18 protein-coding genes and 1 pseudogene are annotated in these 22,559 nt (G+C 70.3%); 5 read left to right on the forward strand and 14 right to left on the reverse strand.

The features are described from left to right. Positions 1-21 precede the first annotated feature (21 nt). From QSJ95_RS24730 to QSJ95_RS24740, 3 genes are all read right to left on the reverse strand, one after another. On the reverse strand, positions 22-2,022 hold the full coding sequence (locus tag QSJ95_RS24730) for a peptidase U32 family protein (RefSeq protein WP_285645918.1): 2,001 nt from the start codon (positions 2,020-2,022) through the stop codon (positions 22-24). A 126-nt stretch (positions 2,023-2,148) separates the two neighbouring features. Continuing rightward, positions 2,149-2,529, reverse strand: coding sequence for a RidA family protein (locus QSJ95_RS24735; RefSeq protein WP_009622344.1), 381 nt, complete (start codon positions 2,527-2,529; stop codon positions 2,149-2,151). A gap of 239 nt (positions 2,530-2,768) precedes the next feature. Continuing rightward, entirely contained in the window at positions 2,769-3,533 is a 765-nt protein-coding gene (locus QSJ95_RS24740; RefSeq protein WP_043271673.1) for an AraC family transcriptional regulator, read from the reverse strand. A gap of 135 nt (positions 3,534-3,668) precedes the next feature. Here QSJ95_RS24740 and QSJ95_RS24745 point away from each other — a divergent pair, with 135 nt between their 5' ends. Then, positions 3,669-5,354: a 2-isopropylmalate synthase gene (locus tag QSJ95_RS24745; protein ID WP_285645921.1), complete on the forward strand. Its 1,686-nt coding sequence runs from the start codon at positions 3,669-3,671 to the stop codon at positions 5,352-5,354. Positions 5,355-5,990: 636 nt separating this feature from the next. Here QSJ95_RS24745 and QSJ95_RS24750 read toward each other — a convergent pair. The 3 genes from QSJ95_RS24750 to QSJ95_RS24760 all read right to left on the reverse strand — a co-directional run bounded on the left by QSJ95_RS24750 (position 5,991) and on the right by QSJ95_RS24760 (position 9,431). Beyond that, on the reverse strand, positions 5,991-6,878 hold the full coding sequence (locus QSJ95_RS24750) for an amino acid ABC transporter substrate-binding protein (protein ID WP_285645923.1): 888 nt from the start codon (positions 6,876-6,878) through the stop codon (positions 5,991-5,993). Continuing rightward, the gene (gene potE, locus QSJ95_RS24755; RefSeq protein WP_285645926.1) at positions 6,875-8,212 is read right to left on the reverse strand and encodes a putrescine-ornithine antiporter; all 1,338 of its coding nucleotides are present in this window, start codon (positions 8,210-8,212) and stop codon (positions 6,875-6,877) included. The genes QSJ95_RS24750 and potE overlap by 4 nt, the downstream gene beginning before the upstream one ends. An 853-nt stretch (positions 8,213-9,065) precedes the next feature. Next, positions 9,066-9,431: a hypothetical protein gene (locus QSJ95_RS24760; protein WP_043314514.1), complete on the reverse strand. Its 366-nt coding sequence runs from the start codon at positions 9,429-9,431 to the stop codon at positions 9,066-9,068. Between the two features lie 212 nt (positions 9,432-9,643). Here QSJ95_RS24760 and QSJ95_RS24765 point away from each other — a divergent pair, with 212 nt between their 5' ends. Continuing rightward, positions 9,644-9,958 (forward strand): I78 family peptidase inhibitor, encoded by a 315-nt coding sequence (locus tag QSJ95_RS24765; RefSeq protein WP_009622335.1) that lies wholly within the window; start codon positions 9,644-9,646, stop codon positions 9,956-9,958. 84 nt (positions 9,959-10,042) lie between these two features. On the opposite strand, the gene QSJ95_RS24770 is transcribed toward QSJ95_RS24765, so the two are convergent. Further along, entirely contained in the window at positions 10,043-10,306 is a 264-nt protein-coding gene (locus QSJ95_RS24770; protein WP_009622333.1) for a PA2433 domain-containing protein, read from the reverse strand. 253 nt (positions 10,307-10,559) lie between these two features. Then, complete coding sequence (locus QSJ95_RS24775; protein WP_009622331.1) at positions 10,560-11,657, reverse strand: FUSC family protein; 1,098 nt, start codon at positions 11,655-11,657, stop codon at positions 10,560-10,562. A gap of 88 nt (positions 11,658-11,745) precedes the next feature. Between QSJ95_RS24775 and QSJ95_RS24780 the strand changes: the two are divergent. Continuing rightward, positions 11,746-11,989: pseudogene (locus QSJ95_RS24780) on the forward strand (MHYT domain-containing protein); the annotation flags it as partial. Here the strand turns inward: QSJ95_RS24780 and QSJ95_RS24785 are convergent. Continuing rightward, on the reverse strand, positions 11,949-12,815 hold the full coding sequence (locus tag QSJ95_RS24785; RefSeq protein WP_285645933.1) for a LysR family transcriptional regulator: 867 nt from the start codon (positions 12,813-12,815) through the stop codon (positions 11,949-11,951). The pseudogene QSJ95_RS24780 and the gene QSJ95_RS24785 overlap by 41 nt on opposite strands. Positions 12,816-12,928: 113 nt before the next feature. Here QSJ95_RS24785 and QSJ95_RS24790 point away from each other — a divergent pair, with 113 nt between their 5' ends. Then, a complete protein-coding gene (locus tag QSJ95_RS24790) occupies positions 12,929-13,384 on the forward strand; it encodes a nucleoside deaminase (RefSeq protein WP_285645935.1) in 456 nt (151 codons plus the stop codon). Beyond that, complete coding sequence (locus QSJ95_RS24795; protein ID WP_285645963.1) at positions 13,363-14,595, forward strand: CynX/NimT family MFS transporter; 1,233 nt, start codon at positions 13,363-13,365, stop codon at positions 14,593-14,595. The genes QSJ95_RS24790 and QSJ95_RS24795 overlap by 22 nt, the downstream gene beginning before the upstream one ends. Here QSJ95_RS24795 and QSJ95_RS24800 read toward each other — a convergent pair. The 5 genes from QSJ95_RS24800 to QSJ95_RS24820 form a co-directional block, all read right to left on the reverse strand. After that, positions 14,571-14,741 carry a hypothetical protein gene (locus QSJ95_RS24800; protein ID WP_009622326.1) on the reverse strand — a complete coding sequence of 57 codons (171 nt, stop codon included), beginning with the start codon at positions 14,739-14,741 and terminating at the stop codon, positions 14,571-14,573. The genes QSJ95_RS24795 and QSJ95_RS24800 overlap by 25 nt on opposite strands. Before the next feature lie 532 nt (positions 14,742-15,273). Beyond that, positions 15,274-16,941 carry a methyl-accepting chemotaxis protein gene (locus QSJ95_RS24805; protein ID WP_285645938.1) on the reverse strand — a complete coding sequence of 556 codons (1,668 nt, stop codon included), beginning with the start codon at positions 16,939-16,941 and terminating at the stop codon, positions 15,274-15,276. 151 nt (positions 16,942-17,092) lie between these two features. Next, positions 17,093-18,040 (reverse strand): alpha/beta hydrolase family protein, encoded by a 948-nt coding sequence (locus tag QSJ95_RS24810; RefSeq protein ID WP_285645941.1) that lies wholly within the window; start codon positions 18,038-18,040, stop codon positions 17,093-17,095. 371 nt (positions 18,041-18,411) lie between these two features. Beyond that, complete coding sequence (locus QSJ95_RS24815) at positions 18,412-20,988, reverse strand: LuxR C-terminal-related transcriptional regulator (protein WP_285645943.1); 2,577 nt, start codon at positions 20,986-20,988, stop codon at positions 18,412-18,414. A gap of 55 nt (positions 20,989-21,043) precedes the next feature. Continuing rightward, positions 21,044-22,480: an amidase gene (locus QSJ95_RS24820; protein WP_285645945.1), complete on the reverse strand. Its 1,437-nt coding sequence runs from the start codon at positions 22,478-22,480 to the stop codon at positions 21,044-21,046. Positions 22,481-22,559 lie beyond the last annotated feature (79 nt).

Genomic DNA, 22,559 nt, shown 5'->3' on the forward strand with positions numbered 1-22,559 from the left:
CCGCGCTGTCGTGTCGGCGCCTCAGTGCGGCGCGCGGCGGATGGTCTTGAGCAGGTCTTCCGGGCTGATCTGGCCGACCACCTGGCTGACCGCGCTGCCCGGCTGCGGCAGGTCGAGGATGTGGCCCTTCATCTTGCCGATCACGTGCATCTCGCAGGGCTTGCAGTCGAACTTCAGCGTCAGCACCTCGTCGCCGTGCACCAGCTGCATGGGCGCGACCTTGGTGCGCACGCCGGTGACGCCCTTGGCCTGCTTCGGGCACAGGTTGAAGGAGAAGCGCAGGCAGTGCTTGGTGATCATCACCGGCACCTCGCCGGCTTCCTCGTGGGCCTCGTAGGCCGCGTCGATCAGTTGCACGCCGTGGCGGTGGTAGAACTCGCGGGCCTTGTGGTTGTACACGTTGGCCAGGAACGACAGGTGCGCCTCGGGGTACACCGGCGGCGGGTTGCTCTCGGCCTTGCGGCTGCCGCGCGGGTGGGCGGCGACGCGGGCGGCGGTGAGCGCCTCGATGGCCTCGCGGCGCAGGGCCTTGAGCTGCGAGTTGGGGATGAAGTACGCCTGCGGCGCGTCCAGCTCGATGCGCTCGGCGTGGTACTGGGTGGTGCCCAGCTGGCCGAGCAGGTCGTGCAGTTGCTCCAGGGCCTGTTCCGGCTTGTTGGCCGCGCCGAAGGGGCCGTCCAGGGCGACGCTGACGCTCACGCCTTCCTCGCTGGTGGCGGTCAGCTCCAGGCGTTCCTCGCGCAGGCGGGCCAGCCAGGACAGGCCGACGCGGCGCTCGGCGGAGGTCTTCAGCAGGGCCTGCTGCCAGTTGTGGTCGAGGTTGCGCGACAGCGGGTGGTTGGGGCGCAGGCGGTACAGGCCCTCGGGCATCTCGTTGGGCTCGACGCGGTAGCGATAGCGCTTCTCGCCGTCTTCCTCGAATTCACCCTTCGGCTCGGCGATGTTGGCGCGGAAGCCCACCACCTCGCGCTTGACCAGCACGTTGAGGCCGTCGCCGTTGGACAGCGGCTGCTCGGTGGCGACGATCAGGTCGCGCTTGCCGACCTTTTCCACCACACCCACCGGCAGGCCGGTGAAGGTCGGCGAGTCGAAGGCGCCGATGTCCACCTTGCGCTCATTGACGAAGTAGTCGGTGCTGCCGCGGTGGAAGGTCTTGTCCGGGTCGGGCAGGAAGAAGTGCTCGGTGCGGCCGCTGGAGGCGCGGGCCAGGTCCGGGCGCTCGGCGAGGATGCCGTCCAGGCGCTGGCGGTAGTAGGCGGTGATGTTCTTCACGTAGCCCATGTCCTTGTAGCGCCCTTCGATCTTGAACGAGCGCACGCCGGCGTCGACCAGGGCGCTGAGGTTGGCGCTCTGGTTGTTGTCCTTCATCGACAGCAGGTGCTTCTCGAAGGCCACCACGCGGCCCTGGTCGTCCTTCAGGGTGTAGGGCAGGCGGCAGGCCTGGGAGCAGTCGCCGCGGTTGGCGCTGCGCCCGGTCTGCGCGTGGGAGATGTTGCACTGGCCGGAGAAGGCCACGCAGAGCGCGCCGTGGATGAAGAACTCGATGGCCGCGTCGGTTTCGTCGGCGATGGCGCGGATTTCCTTCAGGTTCAGCTCGCGGGCCAGCACCAGTTGGGAGAAGCCGGCCTGGTCGAGGAACTTGGCCCGGCCCAGGGTGCGGATGTCGGTCTGGGTGCTGGCGTGCAGCTCGATCGGCGGGATGTCCAGGTCGAGCACGCCCAGGTCCTGCACGATCAGCGCGTCGACGCCGGCGTCGTAGAGCTGGTGGATCAGCGCGCGGGCCGGTTCCAGCTCGTCGTCGTGGAGGATGGTGTTGAGGGTGACGAAGATGCGCGCGTGGTAGCGGTGGGCGAATTCCACCAGCCGGGCGATGTCGCTCACCTCGTTGCAGGCGTTGTGCCGGGCGCCGAAGCTCGGGCCGCCGATGTACACGGCATCGGCTCCATGCAGGATGGCCTCGCGGGCGATGCTCGCATCGCGGGCAGGGCTGAGCAGTTCCAGATGGTTCTTGGGCAGGGACATGGTTTCTTCTTCATCAGGCGTGACACGGCAAGGCGCGCATTGTAGCGGCGAAACGCCGGCGCGGCACCCGTGCGCTGCCCGATGGCGGCGCCGTCCGGCGGGGTGCCGGGCGGCGTCGCAGCGGCATCAGGCCTTGGCGGCCAGCGCGGTGACTTCCACGCGCATGCCTTCCACCGCCAGGGCGGCCACGCCGACGGCGGCGCGTACCGGCCAGGGTTTGGCGAAGAAGCGCTGGTAGACCTCGTTGAAGGCGGCACGGTCGGCCATGTCGGTGAGGTAGATGGTCAGGTGCAGCACGCGTTCCATGGAGCTGCCGGCGCGTTCCAGGGCGCTTTTCAGCGCGCGCAGGGTGCATTCGCTCTGCTCGACGATGCCGCCCAGCTCCAGGCTGCCGTCCTCGCGGGTGGGGATCTGGGTGGAGACCAGCAGGCCGCCGAAGCCGGCGACGTCGGAGGAAATCGACTGCGGGTCGGCGTCGGGGAGGAAGGTGAGGTCGTTGTCAGCCATGGGGGCCTCTTCTGCGGGTGGGACGAGGGGCGGCAGCTTACCCGCCGGGGCCGGTGGCGTCATCCGCGCGGGACCGCACAGCGGACAACGCCGGGGCCGGGGCGTAGGGCGCATAACGCCTACGGCGTTATCCGCCGTTTGGCCTCGATTCCCGGCGGCTCCGGGGCCGACCTTGGCGTCGATCGTGGCCTCGGTGTATCGGCGGATAACCGCGAACGGTTATGCGCCCTACGTCCAGGTCAGCGGTAGAAGGCCGAAGGCGCCACGCCGAACTGCCTGCGGAAGGCCGCGGCGAAGGCGCTCTGGCTGTCGTAGCCGTGCTGCAGCGCCACTTCCAGCACCGGCAGGCCCTGGGCCAGGGCTTCCAGGGAGAGCAGCAGGCGCGCCTGCTGGCGCCAGCGGCCGAAGGTGATGCCGGTGCTGCGCTGGAAGCGGCGGTGGAAGGTCTTCGGGCTCATCGCCAGTTGCTCGGCCCAGTGCTCGGCGCTGCTGCCTTGCGCCGGGTTTTCCGCCAGGGCGCGGCAGACCCGGGCGATGCGCTCGTCGTCCGGCCAGGGCAGGTGGAAGGGCAGCACCGGCAGGCTGCGCAGTTCGTCGAGCAGGAAGCGCATCAGGCGGCCGTCGCGGCTGTCGCTGGCGTAGCGCCCGGGCACCTGGGTGGCGGCCTGGATGAGTTCGCGCAGCAGCGGCGACACGTCGATCACGCAGTCGCCGACCGGCAGGCCGTCGATGGCGTCGGGGTTGACGAACAGGCTGCGTACCCGCGTCACGCCGCGCATGCGCAGCGAGTGCTCGACGCCCGCCTGCAGCCAGACGCCGCGGGTCGGTGGCGTCACCCAGCGCCCGGCCGGGGTCTCCACCACCAGCACGCCCTCGATGGCGTAGATCAGCTGCGCCCGCGGGTGGCTGTGGGGCGGCACCACGTGGCCGCTGGGGTAGTCGATGGCGACGCCGGTGACCGGCATCTCCAGGGATTCGTAGGGCAGGCTGGCGTGGTCGACCATGGGGCGCGTCCGTTGCGGGGGAAGGGCGAGCTTAGCGCAGGATGACCCTTTCGCGACAACGATGGACCCTTTGGCGCGAGTTGGACGGCTGCGCCCCGCCTATGCTGGGCCCGAACACCCGTTCGAGGCCAGACCATGCAAGCGAACCCACAAACCAAGTACCGCCCGTTCCCCGCCATCGACCTGCCCAACCGCCGCTGGCCGTCGCAGACCATCGCCCAGGCCCCGGTGTGGCTGTCCACCGACCTGCGCGACGGCAACCAGGCGCTGTTCGAACCCATGAACCGCGAGCGCAAGCTGCGCCTGTTCGCCGAACTGGTGCGGCTGGGCTTCAAGGAGATCGAGGTGGGCTTCCCGGCCGCCTCGCGCACCGACTTCGCGATCATCCGCCAGTTGATCGACGAGGGCGGCATCCCCGACGACGTCACGCCCATGGTGATGACCCAGCTGCGCGAGGACCTGATCGACGAGACCGTGCGCGCCGTGGCCGGCGCGCGGCGGGTGATCGTGCACCTGTACAACGCCATCGCCCCGGTGTGGCGGCGCGTGGTGTTCGGCCTGTCGGTGGACGAGGTGGAGCAACTGGTGGTGCGCCACGTGCAACTGCTGAAGGAGAAGGTGGCGGCGCACCCGCAGACCGAATGGGTGCTGCAGTACTCGCCGGAGACCTTCTGCATGGCCGAGCTGGAGGTGTCGCTGCGCATGTGCAACGCCGCCATCCGCACCTGGGACGCCGGCCCCGGAAGGCCGATCATCGTCAACCTGCCGACCACCGTGGAAGTGGCCACGCCCAACGTCTTCGCCGACCAGATCGAGTGGATGCACCAGCGCCTGGAGCGCCGCGAGCACGTGGTGCTGTCGGTGCACCCGCACAACGACCGCGGCACCGGCGTGGCCTGCGCCGAGCAAGCGCTGCTGGCCGGCGCGCAGCGGGTGGAGGGCTGCCTGTTCGGCAACGGCGAGCGCAGCGGCAACCTCGACCTGGTGACCCTGGCGCTGAACCTCTACACCCAGGGCATCCACCCGGGCCTGGACTTTTCCGACATCGCCGGCGTGGCGCGGGTGGCCGAGGCCTGCACGGGGCTGCCGATCCACCCACGGCATCCCTATGTCGGCGACCTGGTGTTCACCGCCTTTTCCGGCTCGCACCAGGACGCCATCGCCAAGGGCTTCGCCGCCCAGGCCGCGGACGGCTTCTGGGAGGTGCCCTACCTGCCGATCGACCCCCGGGACCTGGGGCGCACCTACGACAGCATCGTGCGGGTCAACAGCCAGTCGGGCAAGGGCGGCATCGCCTACCTGCTGCAGCGCGACCATGGCGTGGTGATGCCGAGGCGGATGCAGGTGGAGTTCAGCGCCATCGTGCAGCGCCAGGCCGACAGCAGCGAGACCGAGCTGAGCAGCGAGGCGCTGTGGCAACTGTTCGCCCAGACCTACCTGGCCCCGGCGCGGCCCGGCGGCGCCCTGGCCTACGTCGGCCACCGGCTGTTCGAGGCCGAGGGCGGGCAGGGCATAGTGCTGGAGGTGGAACTGGCCGACGGCCGCCGCCGGCAGTTGCAGGGCGTGGGCAACGGCCCGATCGACGCCGCCGTGGCGGCCCTGGGCCTGCCGATCCGCATCGACGGCTACGAGGAACGCAGCCTCGGCGGCGGCGCCGACGCCCAGGCTCTGGCGCTGGTGGAAGTGGCCTGGCCGGGGGAGGCGGGCACGCGCTTCGGCGCCGGTTGCCATGCCAACATCGTCAGCGCGTCGATTCAGGCTGTGCTTTGTGCGGTGTCGCGCTTTGCTGGGGGACGTGTAGTGCCTGGTGGCTTTTCGTAGGAGCGAGGGGGACGCCTAGTTCTTGCTCGCGAACGGGGTTTACTGGTGACTTCGGCGTGTTCGGCTGACTCCGCTCCCTCTCCCTAACCCTCTCCCTGAAGGGAGAGGGGACCGTTGGGCAGAGGTTGATGTTCTGGAGTCAGCCGGCTAGCACAGAGATTGCCGGCTAAAGCCAGGCTTCTTCTCGGCACAGACAAGCCTCCTCTCCCTTCAGGGAGGGGGCGTTGGGCAGATGCTGATAGTTCGGTGTTAGCCGGCTAGCACAGTGATTACTGGCTGAAACCATTCCTTATCTCGGCACGGACAAGCCCCCTCTCCCTTCAGGGAGAGGGCTGGGGAGAGGGCGCTCTTGCACCCAACACCGTAGCCACCGGCAAACCCCATTCGCGAGCAAGCTCGCTCCTACGAAAAGCGCCCCGGAGCGGCCTACGAAAGCCCGCCGCCCACTAAAGCGGAAAAGGCCGCAACCGCCCCCGCGCACCATCCACGGCAAGGGCACCCAGCACCAGCCGGCTCACGCTTTCAGCCACTGCCCGGTAGTCCGCCTCCGCCGGCCGGGCCTTGCCGGTGATCAGCGAGGCCTGCCAGCCGATTGCGCAGGCAGGCGAGGCCTTGTCCCCTGGACCTTGCGCCGCCTCAGGGCAGGGTGTACAGGCGCAGCAGCATGCGTTGCTGTTCCGAGGGGCGGCCGAAGTAGCGGCTGTACAGCGCCTCGCCGCCGGGGCCGCGCAGGGTTTCGCTGATGGCGCGGTCCACCAGCAGGCGGAAGGCGTCGTCGTCGCGGGGCAGGGCCAGGGCGACGCGGGCCACTTCGAACAGGTGCTCGGAGACCTGCAGGCGGTCGCCTTCAGCCGAACGGGCCTGGTAGTTGAGCAGCGACAGGCGCTCGCCGAAGAAGGCGTCCACCTGGCGGCGCAGCACGCGCTCGACGCCTTCCTGGTAGCTGGCGACCTCCTCCAGGCGCGACTGCAGGCCCAGGGCGCGGGCCTGCTGCTGCGCCCATTGCAGGTTGGTGCTGCCGCGCAGCACGGCGAAGCTGCGCCGGTTCAGCCCCTGGTTGATGGTTGCCCGCCAGGTCGGGGTGCGTTCGCGCGGGGCGCCGCTGAGCGCGGCCAGCAGGGTGGGGTCGGCGTCGCGGCGCAGGATCACCCCGAGGCCGGCGGTGAACACCGGCAGCGAGAAGCTGACGCTCTCGCGGCGCTGCAGGGTTTCCACCAGCGGGCTGCAGAACAGGTCGACCTGGCCGCCGTGCACGGCTTCCAGGGCCTGCTCCAGGGGCAGCGGGCGGTAGCGGACCTGCAGGTCGCCCAGGCCCGGCTCGCTGCGCAAGCGGGCGACCAGCGCCTGGCACAGGTCGATGGCGTAGCCGCTGGCCGTGCGCTCGTCGCCCTCGGAGAAGGGCGCGTTGTCGGCCAGAAAGCCCAGCGTCAGGGTATGGCTGGCCTGGATGCGCGCCAGGGTGCCGGCCTGGGCGGCGGGCACCAGCAACAGCAGCGCGAGCAGGGGAACGAGCAGGCGGTTCATGGCGACTCCGGCGGCGCGGCGAGGCGCTCGTAGGCCTTGACGAAGCGCTTGGCGATGAAGCCGAACAGCAGGTAGCCGACCACCATCACCAGGGCCGCGCCGAACACCGCTTCCAGCCCCGAGGCATAGAGCGCGTAGAAGCAGTAGCAGGCGGCGACCAGCATCACGGCGGTGTTGCGGCGCACCAGCTCCAGGCCGACGCCGGCCTTGTAGAGGATCACCACCAGCCCGGTCAGCGAGGTGATGTAGGGGATGATGTTGGTGACCGCCGCCAGGTTCACCAGCTTGTTGAACTGCGCGGTGGCGTTGGGCGAGATGGTCGACAGGGCGATCAGGCTCTGCAGCACCGCGCAGGTGACCAGCCCGGCCAGGGGCGCGCCGGCGTTGGTGACGCGGGTGAACAGCTGCGGGAACAGGCCCTGGGCGGCGGTGACCTTGGCCGTCTCGGCCAGGGTGAACTGCCAGCCCAGCAGCGAACCGACGCAGGCCATCACCGCCAGGGCCATGACCAGGTTGCCCACGCCGTCGTTGAACAGCCGCGCATAGGCCAGGGCGAAGGGCGCGCTGGAGTTGGCCAGCTCGGGGTTGGGCACCAGGCCCTGGATCACGGTGGTGGACAGCACGTACACCACCGCCGCGCCCAGGGTGCCCAGCAGGCAGGCCAGCGGCACGTTGCGCTTGGGGTTGTCCACCGCGTCGGAGTTCTGCGCCGCCGATTCCATGCCGAGGAAGGCCCAGAGCGTGAGCGGGATGCTGTCGGTGATCGCCTGGCCGACCGGCAGGTCGTTGGGGTTCCAGGCGGCGGCGAAGACCTCGGGGCGGAACCAGAACCAGCCGAAGAAGCCCAGCCCGGCCACCGGGATGATCACCCCCCAGACGGTGACCGAGCCCAGCCGCCCGGTGATCCGCGGGCCGCCGAAGTTGGCCAGGGTGGTCAGCCAGATCAGCCCCAGGGTCCCGAGGAGCAGGGGCACCGAGCCGCTGCCCAGCCAGGGGAAGAAGGGCGTCAGGTAGCCCACCGCGGAAAGGCTGATGGCGACGTTGCTGATCACCAGGGACAGGAAATACAGGTACGAGCAGAGGAAGAACGCCGACTTGCCATGGGCCTCCTCGCTGTAGGCGGACATGCCGCCGGAGCGCGGACAGTAGATGCCGCACTGGGCGAAGCAGTAGGCGATGGCCATGGAGCCCACGGCGGTGAACACCCACGACAGCAGCGAGACCGCGCCCAGCTGGGCCATGCTGGAGGGCAGCATGATGATCCCCGAGCCCATCATGTTGACCATCACCAGGGTGGTCAGCCCGGTGAGGCCCATCTTCCTGGTCGCGGCCATGCAGGCCTCCTGGGGCGGTGAGCGAAGCGGCGGAATGCTCAAAGAATAGGCACGGCCTGGCGGGGCGGCCATCGAGTGGCGGGGTGTTTTTCAGGAATGGGATTGGGGTGGCATTTGCGGGGGAGCGGAGTACAGGTTGGCAGCGGAGTGGCGGTGCAGTCCGTTGCCCTCACCCCAGCCCTCTCCCGGAGGGAGAGGGGGCCGTTCGTGCCGCCGGGGCGTCCGGCGTGGCCGGTGAATCCAATCGCGGACAAGGTCCGCTCCTACGCCCGTGCTTCCTGGAACCGTAGGAGCAACTGTCTTTTGCCGAGGTGCTCATGCGGTCACGGCGATGGGTATCGCTTCGCTCAACGCCATCCTACGAAAAGCTGTGCTTCCTGTAACCGTAGGAGCGGACCTTGTCCGCGATTTGGATTTCCAGAGAAATAGCCGAGCGCACCGGAGCGCCCCTTCAGCAGGCCGAGCGAAACCGGCGCTCAGGAGGTCATGCGACATGGATGTCGCGAGAGCCCCGATGGGCTACAGGGACGTACCCTCGGGGCGGGCCTCCGTGGCGGGGGAGTTCGTGAGGGTAGCCCGACTGTGTCGGGCCCGTATGTCGGGGCAAGCCTTTTTGGTTCCTTTTGTGGCGACTGACAAAAGGGACTCGCCCGAGGGGGCGAAACAAGACGGTCGGGCAGACTCGGAGCGGCGCGCTACACCAAGCCCCCAAGCCACTGGCTTCCGCGTTCGCGGGAATGACGAGGGAAGGTCAGGAACGCGGGGCCAAGGTTCAGGATGCAAACAAAACATGCCCCAGAAAAAACGCCGTTCCCTTCAACAGGAAACGGCGCTCTTCCAGACCCAGGCACGATTACCAATGCCGATACCCACGATAGTAACCATGGGGCGGCCCGTAATAACGCGGCCCATAGTATGCCGGCCCGTAGTACACCGGCCGGTAATAGCGCACCGGCGGCGCCACCACCACGGCCACCGGAGGCGGCGGCGGAGCGTAGTACACCGGGGCCGGCGGATAGTAGGCCGCCGGCGGCGGGGCAGGTTGCACGTAGACCGGGGCAGGCGGCGCGGAGGCGCCGGCGACGACAGCGCCACCCACGACGGCGCCGACCACCGCGCCGATGGCCGCCGCATCGGTATTGCTGTTGGCCGATGCCTGCCCGGCCAGGGCGAAGGACGCGCACACCACCAGGGCGAGTTGCGGGATCCGGCGAATCATCTGTCTTACCTCCTGAAATTCCCGGCCTGGGGGCCGGATACTTCTAAGACATTCTGTTCCCGCAAAGTGTAACCGGCGCTGTGTAAATCCTGTGTAAAGGGCGCCGTACGGTCGTTCCGGGGCCGATTCGATGCAGCCGGCAACACAAAAACCGGGCCGGCTGCGGCGCGGCTTGTTATGGTTGCGGTTTTCCCTCAAGCCAAGGAGGCTTTATGCCCTTGAATCGAGCCCTGCCGGCCATGCTGTTCGGCGCCATCCTGCTGGCCGGTTGCAGCAGTGCCGACAAGCCCGCCGAATCCCCGGCCGCCGCCGCGCCCGAAACCGGTCGCTGCAATGCCGGGGCGGTGCAGTCGCTGGTCGGCAAGCCGCTGTCCCAGGCGCTGGTGGAGCAGGCCCGGCGCGACTCCGGCGCGCAGAGCGCACGCGCGCTGCACCCCCATGACGCGGTGACACTGGAATACAACTCGCAGCGCCTGAACATCAATGTCGATGACAGCGAAATAGTGCGCGGGCTCAACTGCGGTTGAGGCGAAAAACGGCGCCCGACGTGCAATGCCCCGGGCGCGGGGTGACGGGAGCCCGGTGTGAGCTCCCGCACTGGTAGAGCCCGGTCAGCGGTTGGCCGGTTTGCGGATGATGCGCAGCGCCTGGGTGGTGTGGTTCACGCAGGACTCGTAGTCGCCGGCGGCGCGGGCCTTCTCGGCCTGGTCGATATGCTCCTGGACCACGTTGACCTTCACGCCCGTGGCGTTCTTGCTGGCCGTGGCGATGAAGTCCTTCAACTGCGTCAGGTTGGCGTCGCAGAGCTTGCTGTCGGCCATGGCTGCCAGCGGCAGGGCAAGGGTGGCGGCGAGGACGAGGGCGATCTTCTTCATGGGGCTGTCTCCTGGATGGGTTCACCATGAACCTGAGGGCGCAGGGCCTTGGCAGGGCGAGCCTGCGGGTCCGTGGATGGCGCTTCACCCGATGCCGATCGGGGCGGTCAGGAATACCTGACGCCTGTTTCGACCTTGCCTTTTGCCGGACGTGTCATTTTTTTCGCGCTACAGCGCATCGCCAGTGCGCTCGGCATAGCGCCGGCGCAATTGGAGCTGTAGTTTCCCGACACCGCAGTGGGCGCCCGAAGGCTCACCGCGCCGGCACCCGGTCGCGGCTCTGGATGTTCCAGTGCGCGGCGCTGCCGGCCAGTTGTGCGGAGAGCTGTTCCACCTGCTCGTACAGGCGCAGGGTCAGCCAGTAGAAGCCCTGTACCTCGAAGGAGCCGGCCAGGCTCTGCGGGCGCGGCGGCAGGTGGCCGCTGCCCTGGCATTCCTGGACCAGGCGCGAGGTGCGGCTGAACTTCAGGGCGTGGGCCGATTGCAGCAGCAGACGGCCGATGGCCTGGCGCATGGGCTCCAGGTCGGCGGGCGGCGGGGCGATGTCGCCGGCCTGGGCGGCGAACTGGCGCGAGGCGAGCAGCGATTCCAGGGTGCCCATGATGGCCCGGTGGGCGCGCTGGATCAGTTCCAGTTCGCGCAGCGGCATGCCGGTTTCCCGTGCCACCGGCGCCAGGTGCGCGCGGGAGGCCACCAGGCGCTGGTCCAGTTCCTCCAGCTGGCTGGCGAAGTGCTCGGCGCGCAAGTCGGCGCTGCTGCTGAGCTGGCCGAACAGGCGGGCGCAGGCGCGCAGGTTGTCCGACAGCAGGTAGCGCCACACGTAGACCGCGCGCAGCGGGTAGATCTGCGCGAAGACCAGCGCCAGGGCCACGCCGATCAGCACGTTGAGCATGCGCCAGAGGCCCTCGGTCATGCTGTTGTCGCCATGCCCGGCCACGGTGCACATGGTGATGCCCGCCAGCAGCGCCACGTAGCCGGGGCGGCGGATGGCGTAGAAGGCGGCCACGGCGCCGGCCAGCGACATCAGCAGGTAGACCAGCACGCTGGAGCCGCTGAGGTTGTGCACCAGGATGATCGCCAGGCCCACGGCGGCGCCCAGCAGGGTGCCCAGGATACGGTCGCGGGACTTGCCGCGGATGGTGCCCTGGTGCACCAGCCCGCCCATCACCACCAGCACCGTGACCGAGGCCCAGAGGCCGTGGGGGATGTCGATGCCGGTGGTCAGCAGGATGGAGGCCAGCAGCGCCAGGCCGACGCGCACGCAGTGGATCCAGGCGGCGTAGCGGTAGCGCGTGTAGGGGTTGGCCAGGCGGCGCCAGGGCAGGGCCAGGGATTGCAGGATGTTCGCCAAGGGGGTTCCTCGCGGAGTGGACCTGCTCAGCTTAGGTGTTGTGGCCGACGAGCGGCAAACCCGGCGGCGCCCCGGCAGGGAAATGCATCTGGTTGAAGGCACCGGCGCTTGGGGCTGTGGCATCGGCGGCATGCACTACCTGGGTATGTACGCCATGCTCATGCAGCCGGGCATCGACTACGGCCCGCTGTTGTTCGGCCTGCCCCTGGTGGTCGCCGGCCGGGCTGGACAACGGCTGGCTGGCGCTGCTGGTGATCCCCGTGACCCTGGCCATCCTCGCCATCGCGCTGCTCACCTCCGTGCTCGACGCCTGCCTGGAGGCGCGCACAGCTCGCGCAGTTGTTCGCACAGGCTGCGGCCGGCGCTGGGCAGGTCGGCGCGGGCGTAGAGCGCCAGTTCCAGGCCGGTGATTTCCGCGAAGCCCTCGGCGGCGCCGAGCACCCGGTGCGCCGGCAGCCGGCAGCGCTGTGGCAGCAGGCTGACGCCCAGGCCCGCGGCCACCGCCGCCGACAGGCTGGCCAGGGCGGCGCTGCCGTAGGCGATGCGCCAGCGCCGGCCCTGGGCCTCCAGGGCGTGGATCATCTCCTGGCGGTACAGCGCGCCGAGCGGGAAGGCCACCAGCGGCAGCGGCTCGCGGGCGGCCGCCGGGTTGGCGGCGCTGTCCAGCCAGCACAGCGGCTCGGGCCAGCGCGCCAGGCAGTCGCTGTCGGCGCCCCATTGCTTGACTAGGGCCAGGTCCAGTTCGCCGTTGCGGTACTGGCGCAGCAACTCGTGGCTGAGGCCGCTGGAAACCTCCAGGCGCAGGCGTGGGCGCTGCGTGGCGAAGGCCGCCAGCAGCGGCATCATGCGTTCGCCGGCGAAGTCCTCGGGCATGCCCAGGCGCAGCACGCCCTCGCTGTGTTCCTCGCCGAGGGCGGCGCGGGCCTCCTCGCCGAGCTGGAGGATGCGCCGGGCATAGCCCAGCAGGCGCTCGCCGGCCTCGGTGGGCAGCACCTGGCGGCGCCCGCGTTCCAGCAGGCGGCAGCCGAGCTGTTCCTCCAGGCGCAGGATCTGCTGGCTGACGGTGGACTGGGTAAGGTGCAGCCACTCGCCGGCGCGGGTGAAGTTGCCGGCGTCCACCACCATGACGAAGCTGCGCAGCAGGGTCGGGTCTAGCATTTGGAAATCCACTGGAAGTCATTTTTCCATTTAATTTCACCATGCAAAGCCAGGCCGGGATAATCCCTTTCGACGAAGGGGCGCCGCACGGGCCCCGCTGAGGAGGATTCCCCATGCAACACCTGGCATTCATGCGCGAAGCCCTGGCCCTGGCGCGGGCCAACGTCGAGGCCGGCGGCCGTCCGTTCGGCGCCGTGCTGGTGCGCGACGGCGAGGTGCTCGCCCGCGCCGCCAACGGCATCCACCTGGACCACGACCCCACCGCCCACGCCGAGCTGCTGGCCATGCGCGAGGCCGGCCGCGTCCTGGGCAGTCCGCGTCTGGACGGCTGCGTGATCTACGCCAGCGGCCACCCGTGCCCGATGTGCCTGGCGGCCATGCACCTGAGCGGCGTCAGCGCCGCCTACTACGCCTATTCCAACGCCGACGGCGAGCCCTACGGGCTGTCCACCGCGGCGGTGTACGCGCAGATGGCGCAGCCGGTGGAGTGGCAGGCGCTGCCGCTCAAGCCGCTGCGCCCGGAAGACGAGGAGGGGCTCTACGGCTTCTGGCGGGAGCACCAGGCGTGAGCGGCGACAAGGCGCGGGTCGGCTGGATCGGCCTGCTGGTCATAGTCGCGCTGGGCATCAACCTGCGGCCGATCCTCACTTCCATCGGCCCCTTGCTCGCGGAAATCCGCCAGGCCACCGGGCTGGGCTTCCAGGGCGCGTCGCTGCTGACCGTGCTGCCGGTGCTGTGCATGGGCCTGTTCGCCCTGGCGCTGCCCTGGGTGGGCCCGCGCCTGGGCGAGAGCCGCGGCATGCTCGCCGGGCTGCTGGCCATCGCCGTGGCCTGCGCCTGGCGCCTGCTGCTGGACAGCGGCCTGGCGCTGATCGCCAGCGCGGTGCTGGCCGGCACCGGCGTGGCGATCATCCAGGCCCTGGTGCCGGGGGTGGTCAAGCGCTGGTTCCCGCAGCGGGTGCCGGCGGCCATGGGCCTGTACTCGGCCTCGCTGATGGCCGGCGGCGGCACCGCTGCGGTACTGGCGCCGGTGCTGGCCGGTGGCTCCGGGCACTGGCAGCTGGGCCTGGGCGCCTGGGTGGCGCTGGCCGTATTGGGGCTGCTGCTGTGGGCCCTGGTGCGCCCGCGCGAGGCGGCGGTGCCCAGCGTGGCGCGGCGTGGCGAACACTTCTTCGGCAGCCGCCGGGCCTGGCTGCTGGCGCTGTACTTCGGGCTGATCAACGGCGGCTACACCAGCATGGTGGCCTGGCTGCCGATGTTCTACCGGCAACTGGGCTGGAGCGCCCAGGGCAGCGGCCAACTGATCGGCCTGATGACCATTTTCCAGGTGCTCGGCGCGCTGAGCATGCCGGCCCTGAGCCGTGGTTCGGCGGACCGCCGGCCCTGGCTGTGCCTGTGCCTGCTGATCCAGCTCGGCGGCTTTGCCGGCCTGCTGCTGTCGCCCCTGGGGCTGCCGGCGGCCTGGGTGGCGCTGATCGGCTACGGCCTGGGCGCCTGCTTCGCACTGAGCCTGACGCTGACCCTCGACCACCTGGCCGAGCCCGGCCCGGCGGGCAGCCTGGCGGCCTTCGTGCAGGGCATCGGCTTCATCATCACCGGCATCATTCCCTACGTCACCGGCTGGCTGCGCGACGCCACCGGCAGCTTCCAGGCTTCCTGGACGCTGCTGGCACTGTCGGTGCTGCTGATGCTGGGGGTGACCCTGCGCTTCGCCCCGGCCGGCTATGCCCGGGCGATGCACGGCTGGCGCGGCGCTCAGACCGCCGAGGTGGCGAGGTAGATGCGGTAGGTGATGATCGACAGCATGCTCAGCACGCCGACCCACATCAGCAGCACGCCCGCGCCCCGCTCGCGGATGGTGAAGCCGATGCCGAGCATGAACATGCCGAAGATGATGACTGCGAGGGTGACGCCGAAGGAGTCCATGGGTGGGCCTTATCCATTGTGTCGTTGGAACAAGTCTAGGCCAGCTGCGGCTCGAAAGGGGTTGATCCGGGGCAAATCCGGCGTCATGGCACCTGGTCTTCTCGTGTAGGCGCGGGCCCTGCCCGCGATTCGCGCGCAGGGCGCGCTCCTACAGATGGGCATACCCCAGGCGCAAGAGTCTTGCCGACCGCGCCGATGCGCTTTTCGTAGGAGCGAGCTTGCTCGCGAATGGAGTTTACCGGTGGCTACGGTGTTGGGTGCAAGAGCGCCCTCTCCCCAGCCCTCGGCTGCGCGCCCCGCCCTGAAGGGAGAGGGGGCTTATTCGTGCCGAGAGAAGGAATGGTTTCAGCCGGTAATCACTGTGCTAGCCGGCTAACGCCGCACTATCAGCATCTGCCCAACGGTCCCCTCTCCCTTCAGGGAGAGGGTTAGGGAGAGGGAGCGGAGTCAGCCGAACACGCCGAAGTCACCGGTACCTTCCGTTCGCGAGCAAGCTCGCTCCTACGAAGAGCAGGTCGGCGCACGGTCGTTTCTACAGGCGGAAGCGCTGCACCAGGCCGCTGAGGTCCACGGCCAGGCGCGACAGTTCGTGGCTGGCGCTGCTGGTCTGCTGCGAACCGGCGGCGCTCTGGTTGGACAGGTCGCGGATGTTGCCCAGGTTGGTCTCGATGTCGCGGGCCATGGCGGCCTGGTGTTCCACCGATTCGGCGATGCGCCGGTTGCGTTCGTCGATGCTGCGCGCGGCCTCGATGATCTGCGCCAGGGCGCGGTCGGCGGCGCTGGCCTGGCCCTGGGTGTGTTCGGCCTGCTCGGCGCTTTGCTGCAGCGCCTCGACGGTGCGCCCGGTGCCTTGCTGGATGGCGCCGATCAGCTGTTCGATCTCGCGGGTGGAGTCGCCGGTGCGCTTGGCCAGCGCGCGCACCTCGTCGGCCACCACCGAGAAGCCGCGCCCGGCCTCGCCGGCGCGGGCTGCCTCGATGGCGGCGTTGAGTGCCAGCAGGTTGGTCTGCTCGGCGACGCTGCGGATCACGTCCAGCACCTTGCTGATGTTCAGCGTCTGCTCGGCCAGGCCCTGGGCCTGCTGCGCCGCGTGGCGCACGCCTGCGCCCAGCTCGCGCAGCGAACCCAGGGTGGTGGCCAGCTGCCGCTGGCCGTCCAGGGCCTCGTCGTTGGAGCGCCGGGCCACCGCGGCGGTGCTCTGCGCGTGCTCGGCGACGTCGCCCACCGCCGCGCTCATCTGGCTCATGGCGCGGCTGACGTTGTCGATCTCGCCGTGCTGCTGGTGCAGGCCGCGGCTGCCTTCGTCCATCACCATGCTCATCTGCTCGCTGGAGGTGGCCAGCTGTTCGGCGGCCTCGCCGATCTGGCGGATGGTGCCCTGCAGGTTGTCGCGCATGCGCCCCAGGCGCTCCAGCAGCTGTGCCGCCTCGTCGCGGCCGCGGCTGTGCACGCCCTGGCTGAGGTCGCCGCCGGCGATGCGCTCGGCCACCTGCAGCGCCTCGGCCAGCGGCCGCACCAGGCTGCGCGTCAGGCGCCAGGCCAGCAGCAGGGTGACCAGCAGGGCGCCGCCCAGGGCCGCCCAGACGATGCGCAGGGCCTGGGTATAGGCGCTGGCGGCCGCGCTGGTGGCGCTGTCCGCGGCCTGGCGGTTGAGCTCGCGCAGCAGCTGCACCTGGGTGTCGATGGCTTCGCCCTGCTGGTCGATGTTGGCGATCAGCAGGGTGCGCGCCTCGTCCAGCTTCTGCTGCTCCAGCAGTTGCTGTTCCTCGCGGATGGTCTGGATGAACTGGCCGAAGGCCTGGTGCAGCGCCTCGATGGCGCCGCGCTCGGTGTCGTCGCTGATCAGCGCCTGGTAGTCGCGGAATTCCTGTTCGATGTCCAGGGCCAGCTGCTCGATGATCACCTTGTTGCCGCTGCGCACCATGGGCTCGGGGTTGGCCACCTGCTGCATGGAGCGCACGCGCAGCTGGGCGAGGTTGAGGGCGATGCTGTCGGCCAGGGCGATGCTCGGCAGCTGGTCGCTGTCGATGGCCTCGCCCTGGGCGCGGATGGCCGCCATCTGGTACAGGCAATAGGCGCCGACGCTTCCCAGCAGCACCGCGCTGAAGAGGAAGCAGAGCAGGGTACGCTGGCCGATGCGCAGGCGCCGCAGGGGCTCCCAGCGGGCGAATCGGCCGAGGAGGGCTTGGAGTGTCTTCATCACGGGCTACCACGGACTGCTGTGATGCTCTGGCGAGCGGGTTTCGGACGCGCAGAGCATATGAAAGCCATGTGACAGTCTTGTGTAATGGCCAAGGGATATCACTGCCTTCGGTCGGGCAGTGCCTTGATTTGCCTGGGGAATTTCGCTGTCAGGCCGGCGTCGGATGGCGCCGGCCCGGGTGCACCAGGTAGGCGGCGAGGCTGTCGTCCAGCTCGCCGTCGCGCAGCCAGCGCAGGGCGATGGGCCAGAGGCTGTCCTGGAAGCGGCTGTGGAAGAAGGCGAAGTGGCCGATGCCGGCGAAGCCCATGGCCCGGGGCGGCAGGCGCAGGTGCAGGCAGCGGCTGTTGCGGTAGTAGTCGAGCAGGCGCTGGATGGCCGGGCCGGTGCCGAATTCGTCGTCGGTCACGCTCAGGGCCAGGGTGTCGCCGCGCAGCCCGGCGAAGCCTTCGACCAGGCGCCTGCGTTCTTCCGCCGACATGGCCCGCGGGCCGCGCCGGTAGGCGTCCTCGAAGCGCGGGGCGCGGTGCGTCCAGTCGCGCACCACGCCGTGGGGCGTGTCTTCCATCCAGCCCAGGCGCTTGGCCGGGAAGTAGCCGAACAGGCCGCTGAGCACCGGCATCGCCAGGTGCCACTTGAGCAGCATGCGCAGGCGCCGCTGCGGGTGGTAGTCGCGCCAGTGGGCGAACTGCGCGCCCATGCTGAACACGCGCTGGATGAGGTGGTTGGAAGGGGCCAGGCCGACCAGGAAGCCGCCGACGCTGTGCGCCACCACCTGGATGGGTTGCTGCGGGGCGTTGGCAAGGGCCCATTGCAGGGCGCCTTCGAAGTCCAGGCGGCCCCAGTCCAGCCAACTGGCGGAGAAGCCGCGCAGCGAGGCCGGGCGCGAGCCGCCGATGCCGCGGTAGTCGTAGCAGAGCACGTCGAAGCCCTGGCCGTGCAGGTAGTCGGCGAAGCGTGCGTAGTAGTCGCTGCGCACCGAGGTGGCCGGGTTGACGATCACCAGCGGGCGCGGCTGCGCCGCCGCTTCGGCATGGCGCCAGAGGCGGCCCCGGAGCGGGTAGCCGTCGGTGGCGTCGAAGGTCAGTGGCTGGCCCATGGCGTTCTCTTTTCCCGTTGCGCAGCAGGCACTCTAGCGCCGGGCGATGGGGCGCTACCAGTACAGTTGCGGGAAAAAAGACCGCCGCACGGGTTGCGCAGGCTCTTCGCTGGCGGGGTGATGGGTATCGCTTCGCTCAACGCCATCCTACGGGATTACCCCGCGCGCGTAGGGCGGATAACCGTTCGCGGTTATCCGCCGTTTCACCTTCCTTGCCGGCCATGCCGTGGTTGAGCCTGGCGTGGCTTTGACGGCGGCTCCGTGCTCGGCAGCGAGCGGGATGGGGCCATGGTCAAACGGCGGATAACGCCGTAGGCGTTATGCGCCCTACGCCCCTTGCCCAGAGCGCCGATACCACAAGAAAACCCCCATCAAGCCAACAACCCACTCGCCTTGGCCCGCGCCACCGCCTGGGTGCGTCTTTCCACCTCCAGCTTGATGTTGATGCGCCGGGCGTGGGTTTTCACCGTGTGCAGCGAGATTTCCAGCTGCTCGGCGATTTCCTGGTTGGAGCAGCCCTGGGCGATCAGTTCCAGCACCTCCAGTTCGCGCTGGCTGAGCATTTCCGTCGGCGCCGGGGCGGGGGCCGTGGTGGGCTGGGCCTGGGGCGCCGTGGGCAGTTGCGCCAGCAGTTGCCGCGACCAACTGGCGTCCTTGCGTTGCAGCCTTGCCAGGGGGCGCAGCAGGGACAGCCGGCGGCAGTCCTGCAGGGCTTCGCGCAGGTGCTCCTCGGCGGCGGCCGGGTCCAGGCCGTGCAGGGCCTCGGCCAGGCGCAGCTGGCTTTCGCAGGCCAGGCTGCGCAGGCCCAGGCGCTGGCAGTCGCGTTGCAGGGCCAGCAGTTCCTGGCTGGCGCGGGTGGTTTCGCCCAGCTCGCCATGGGCCTGGGCCAGCAGCAGGCGCACGCGGTACTGCAGGTCGTAGAAGCCGGTGGGCGCCAGCAGCGGGTTGAGGCGCAGCTCGGCGAGCACGCCGAACAGCTCGTCGCGGGCCTTGGCCGGTTCGCCGCTGGCCAGCCACAGCCGGGCGCGGGCCAGGCGCAGCACTTCGCGGTAGCGGATCTCGGGGATGCACAGGCGCTGCATGCGCCGCTCGGCGGCCAGCAGCAACTGGTGGGCGCGTTCCACCTCGCCGCGCTCGCAGGTCAGGCTGATCAGCGCGTGGTAGGCATAGAGCAGGTAGGCGTCCTGGCATTCCTCGGCCTCGCGCAGGCCCTGCTGGAGCGCGGCTTCGGCGGCGACGTCCTCGCCGCGCAGGGTCAGCAGTTCGCCGCGCAGCACGTGCAGGCGGGCGCTCATGGGGCCGCCGTGGGTGCCCTTGCGCAGTTCGGCGAGCATCTGCTCGGCGTAGTCCAGGGCGTGGTGGTGCTCGCCGGAAAGGGCCAGCAGGTGGATGTGCTCGACGCTCAGCAGGGCCTCGAAGCACAGGCTGGTGTGCCGCCGCGACAGGCGCAGGCCGGCCTGGCAGTGCTGCCGCGCGACGATCAGGTCGCCCTCGACCATGGCCTGCTGGGCCAGGGCCTGGTGGCAGAGGATGTGCTGGCCCCAGTAGTGCTCCTCCAGGTGTTCCAGGGCGTCGCTGCAGTTGCGCCGCGCATCGGGCAGGGCGAACTGGCGTTGCAGCACGCCGAGGATGGACTGGTAGTGCGCCAGGCTGAGCCGCTGGCGGTGGGCGTCCGGCCGCGGCAGGAAGCGCGCCAGCGCCTGCAGGCAGTCCATGGCCTCGTCCAGGCGGGCGCAGATGATCAGCGCCCAGGTTTCCAGGAGGATCAGCTTGGGGCTGGACTGCAGCAGGCCGGCGGGCAGTTCGTCGCGCCAGCGCAGCAGTTGCACGGCGCTGTGCTCGACCATCATCTGGTCGCTGTTGGCGTCCTGCAGCAAGGCCACGGCGCGTTCGATGGAGCCGGCGGCCAGGGCCAGCTGGGTGGCCTGGCGCAGGTCGCCGTGCTCGGCGAACCACTGGCTGGCTTCCAGCAGGGCGACGGTGGGCGGCGCGTCGTCCTGTTCCTGGCGCAGCAGCTCGGCGAGCGGCGGCCAGACGGCGAACCAGCCCGAGTTCTCGTCCAGGCGCCGGAGCAGCTGCAACTGGCCCAGTTGGGCGAAGGCCGCCTCGCCGACCGAGCCCAGGTGCCGGCACAGGCCGGCCTTGAAGCGGGGCAGGTGGCTGAGCACGCGCAAGGCGCCGCGCAGCTGCGCCGGCAGCGGGGCGAGCACCTCGCGGCGCAGGTAGTCGTGCAGCAGGCCGCCGCCGGCCTCGGGCCAGCGCATGCGGCCCTGCAGGGCGAGCAGGCCGAGCAGCGCCGGCCAGCCGGCGCTGTGGCTCAGCAGGTCGACGCTGTCGCCGTCGCTCGCCTCGGCCTGCTGCTTGCGCAGCAGGTGCTCCAGTTCGTCATGGTCCAGGGCCAGGTCGCTGGCATCCAGCTCCAGCAGCTCGCCCTGCAGCAGCAGGCGCGGCAGGTTCCAGTCCGGGCGGCGGCGCGAGCCGATCCACCAGCGGATGTCGCTGGCGCTGGTCTCCAGCAGGCGAGCCACGCAGGCGTCCAGCTGCGCATCGCCCTGCCGCGGGTAGTCGTCGAGCACGATCCACAGCGGCTGCGCGCTGCCCTCCAGCAGGCGCTGCAGGTCTTCCTGCCAGTTCCGCGCGCTGGGGTCCAGGTCCAGCACTATGGCCAGGCGGCTGAGGAAGTCGCCCTCCTGCAGCGGCCGGCCGCGCAGGTCCAGCCAGGCGACGCGGCCGCGCGGGCCGGCCTGGCGCGCGCATTCGTTGAGCAGCACGCTCTTGCCGAAGCCGGCGGGGGCGTGCAGCAGGCTCACCCGCTGGCGTCCGCCGAGCAGGCGTTGCAGCAGGCGCGGCCGCGCCACGTGGCGGGCCGGCAGCAGCGGCAGCGCGCCACTGAGGGGGCGTGGGGCGGGACGGCTGGCGATGGCGTGGAGGTTGGGGTGCGAATTCATCTGCGGAACTCCTGGCCCCGGGCTGCCGGGGCGCTGATGCGGATGTGCTGCCGGCTCAGCCGCGCAGCGGCGGCAGGCGCGAGGCCCAGGGACGGGCGCGTTCGAGCTCGGCGGCGAGACGGAACAGGGTGCCCTCGTCGCCCAGGCGCGCGGCGAACTGCACGCCGATGGGCGTGCCGCCGGCGGTCCAGTGCAGCGGCACGCTCATGGCCGGCTGGCCGGTGGCGTTGTACACGGAGGTGAAGGCGGCGAAGGGGCCCGAGCGGGCGAAGAAGGCCTCGATGGACTCGCCCTCGCGCAAGGCCAGTTCGCCGATGGCGCTCGGCGGGCAGGCCATGGTCGGGCTGAGGATCAGGTCGTAGTGCTCGTGGAAGGCGGCGATCTCCCGCGTCATGCGTTGCAGGGTGCGCTGGGCCAGCACGTAGTCGCTGGCGCTGACCTGGCCGGCCAGGCCGACCACCGCGCGGGTCAGCGGCTCGATGTCGTGCTCGCCGGCCTGGCGGCCCACCTGTTGCTCCAGGCTGCGCAGGTGCAGCGCCGCGGACACCACGAAGAGCCGGGCGAAGGCCTGGCCGACGGCGGGCATGTCGCTCACCGTCGGCGCCTCGTCGGTGACCTCGTGGCCCAGGCCACTGCAGAGCAGGGCGGCCGATTCCAGCGCGGCGAGGCAGTCGGGGTGCACCGCGACGCCGGTGAGCGGGGTGCGCAGCAGGCCGATGCGCAGGCGGCGGTGCGGCGCGTCGACTTCCTGCAGGTAGGGGCGGGCCTTGGACGGGGCCACGTAGGGCGCGCCGTAGTCCGGCGCCGAGGTGGCGTCGAGCAGGGCGGCGCTGTCGCGCACCGAGATCGAGCAGCAGTGCTCGGCGGGCAGGCCGCCGGTGCCTTCGCCGACCTTGGGGCCGGCCGGGTTGCGCCCGCGGCTGGGCTTCAGGCCGAACACCCCGCAGGCCGAGGCGGGAATGCGGATGGAGCCGCCGATGTCGCTGGCGTGGGCCATGGGCACCAGGCGCGCGGCCACCGCGGCGGCGGCCCCGCCGCTGGAGCCGCCGGCGGAGAGGCCGAGGTTCCAGGGGTTGAGGCAGGGTCCGAAGGCCGCCGGCTCGGTGGTGGGGGTGATGCCGAATTCCGGGGTGTTGCTGCGCCCGACGGTGATCAGCCCGGCGCCGCGGTAGCGGCGCACCAGCTCGGTGTCGTGGTCGGCGCGGTTGCCCAGGCCCAGGCGGCTGCCGTAGGACAGCGGCTGGCCGCTCTCGGCGCCGCCGGCCAGGTCCTTGAGCAGGAAGGGCACGCCGCGGAAGGGGCCGCCGGGCAGCGGGCCGCGGGCGCGCTCGCGGGCCAGTTCGAACTGGCGCCAGATCACCGAGTTGAGCGCCGGGTCGTGCGCTTCGATGCGGGCGATGGCGGCGTCCACCAGTTCCAGCGGGGTGACTTCGCCGCGGTAGACCAGTTGGGCCTGGGCGGTGGCGTCGAGCAGGTGCAGCGAATCGTTCATGCGGGGGCTCCTGTACGGGCGGCGCCGCGGAATGGGTTACGGGCATGCCTGTAGCGTAGGGCGAAGCAGGCGGGTGCGT

Origin of the sequence: Pseudomonas sp. NBRC 100443, assembly GCF_030268185.1 — a bacterium.
Taxonomy (GTDB): Bacteria; Pseudomonadota; Gammaproteobacteria; order Pseudomonadales; family Pseudomonadaceae; genus Pseudomonas; species Pseudomonas citronellolis.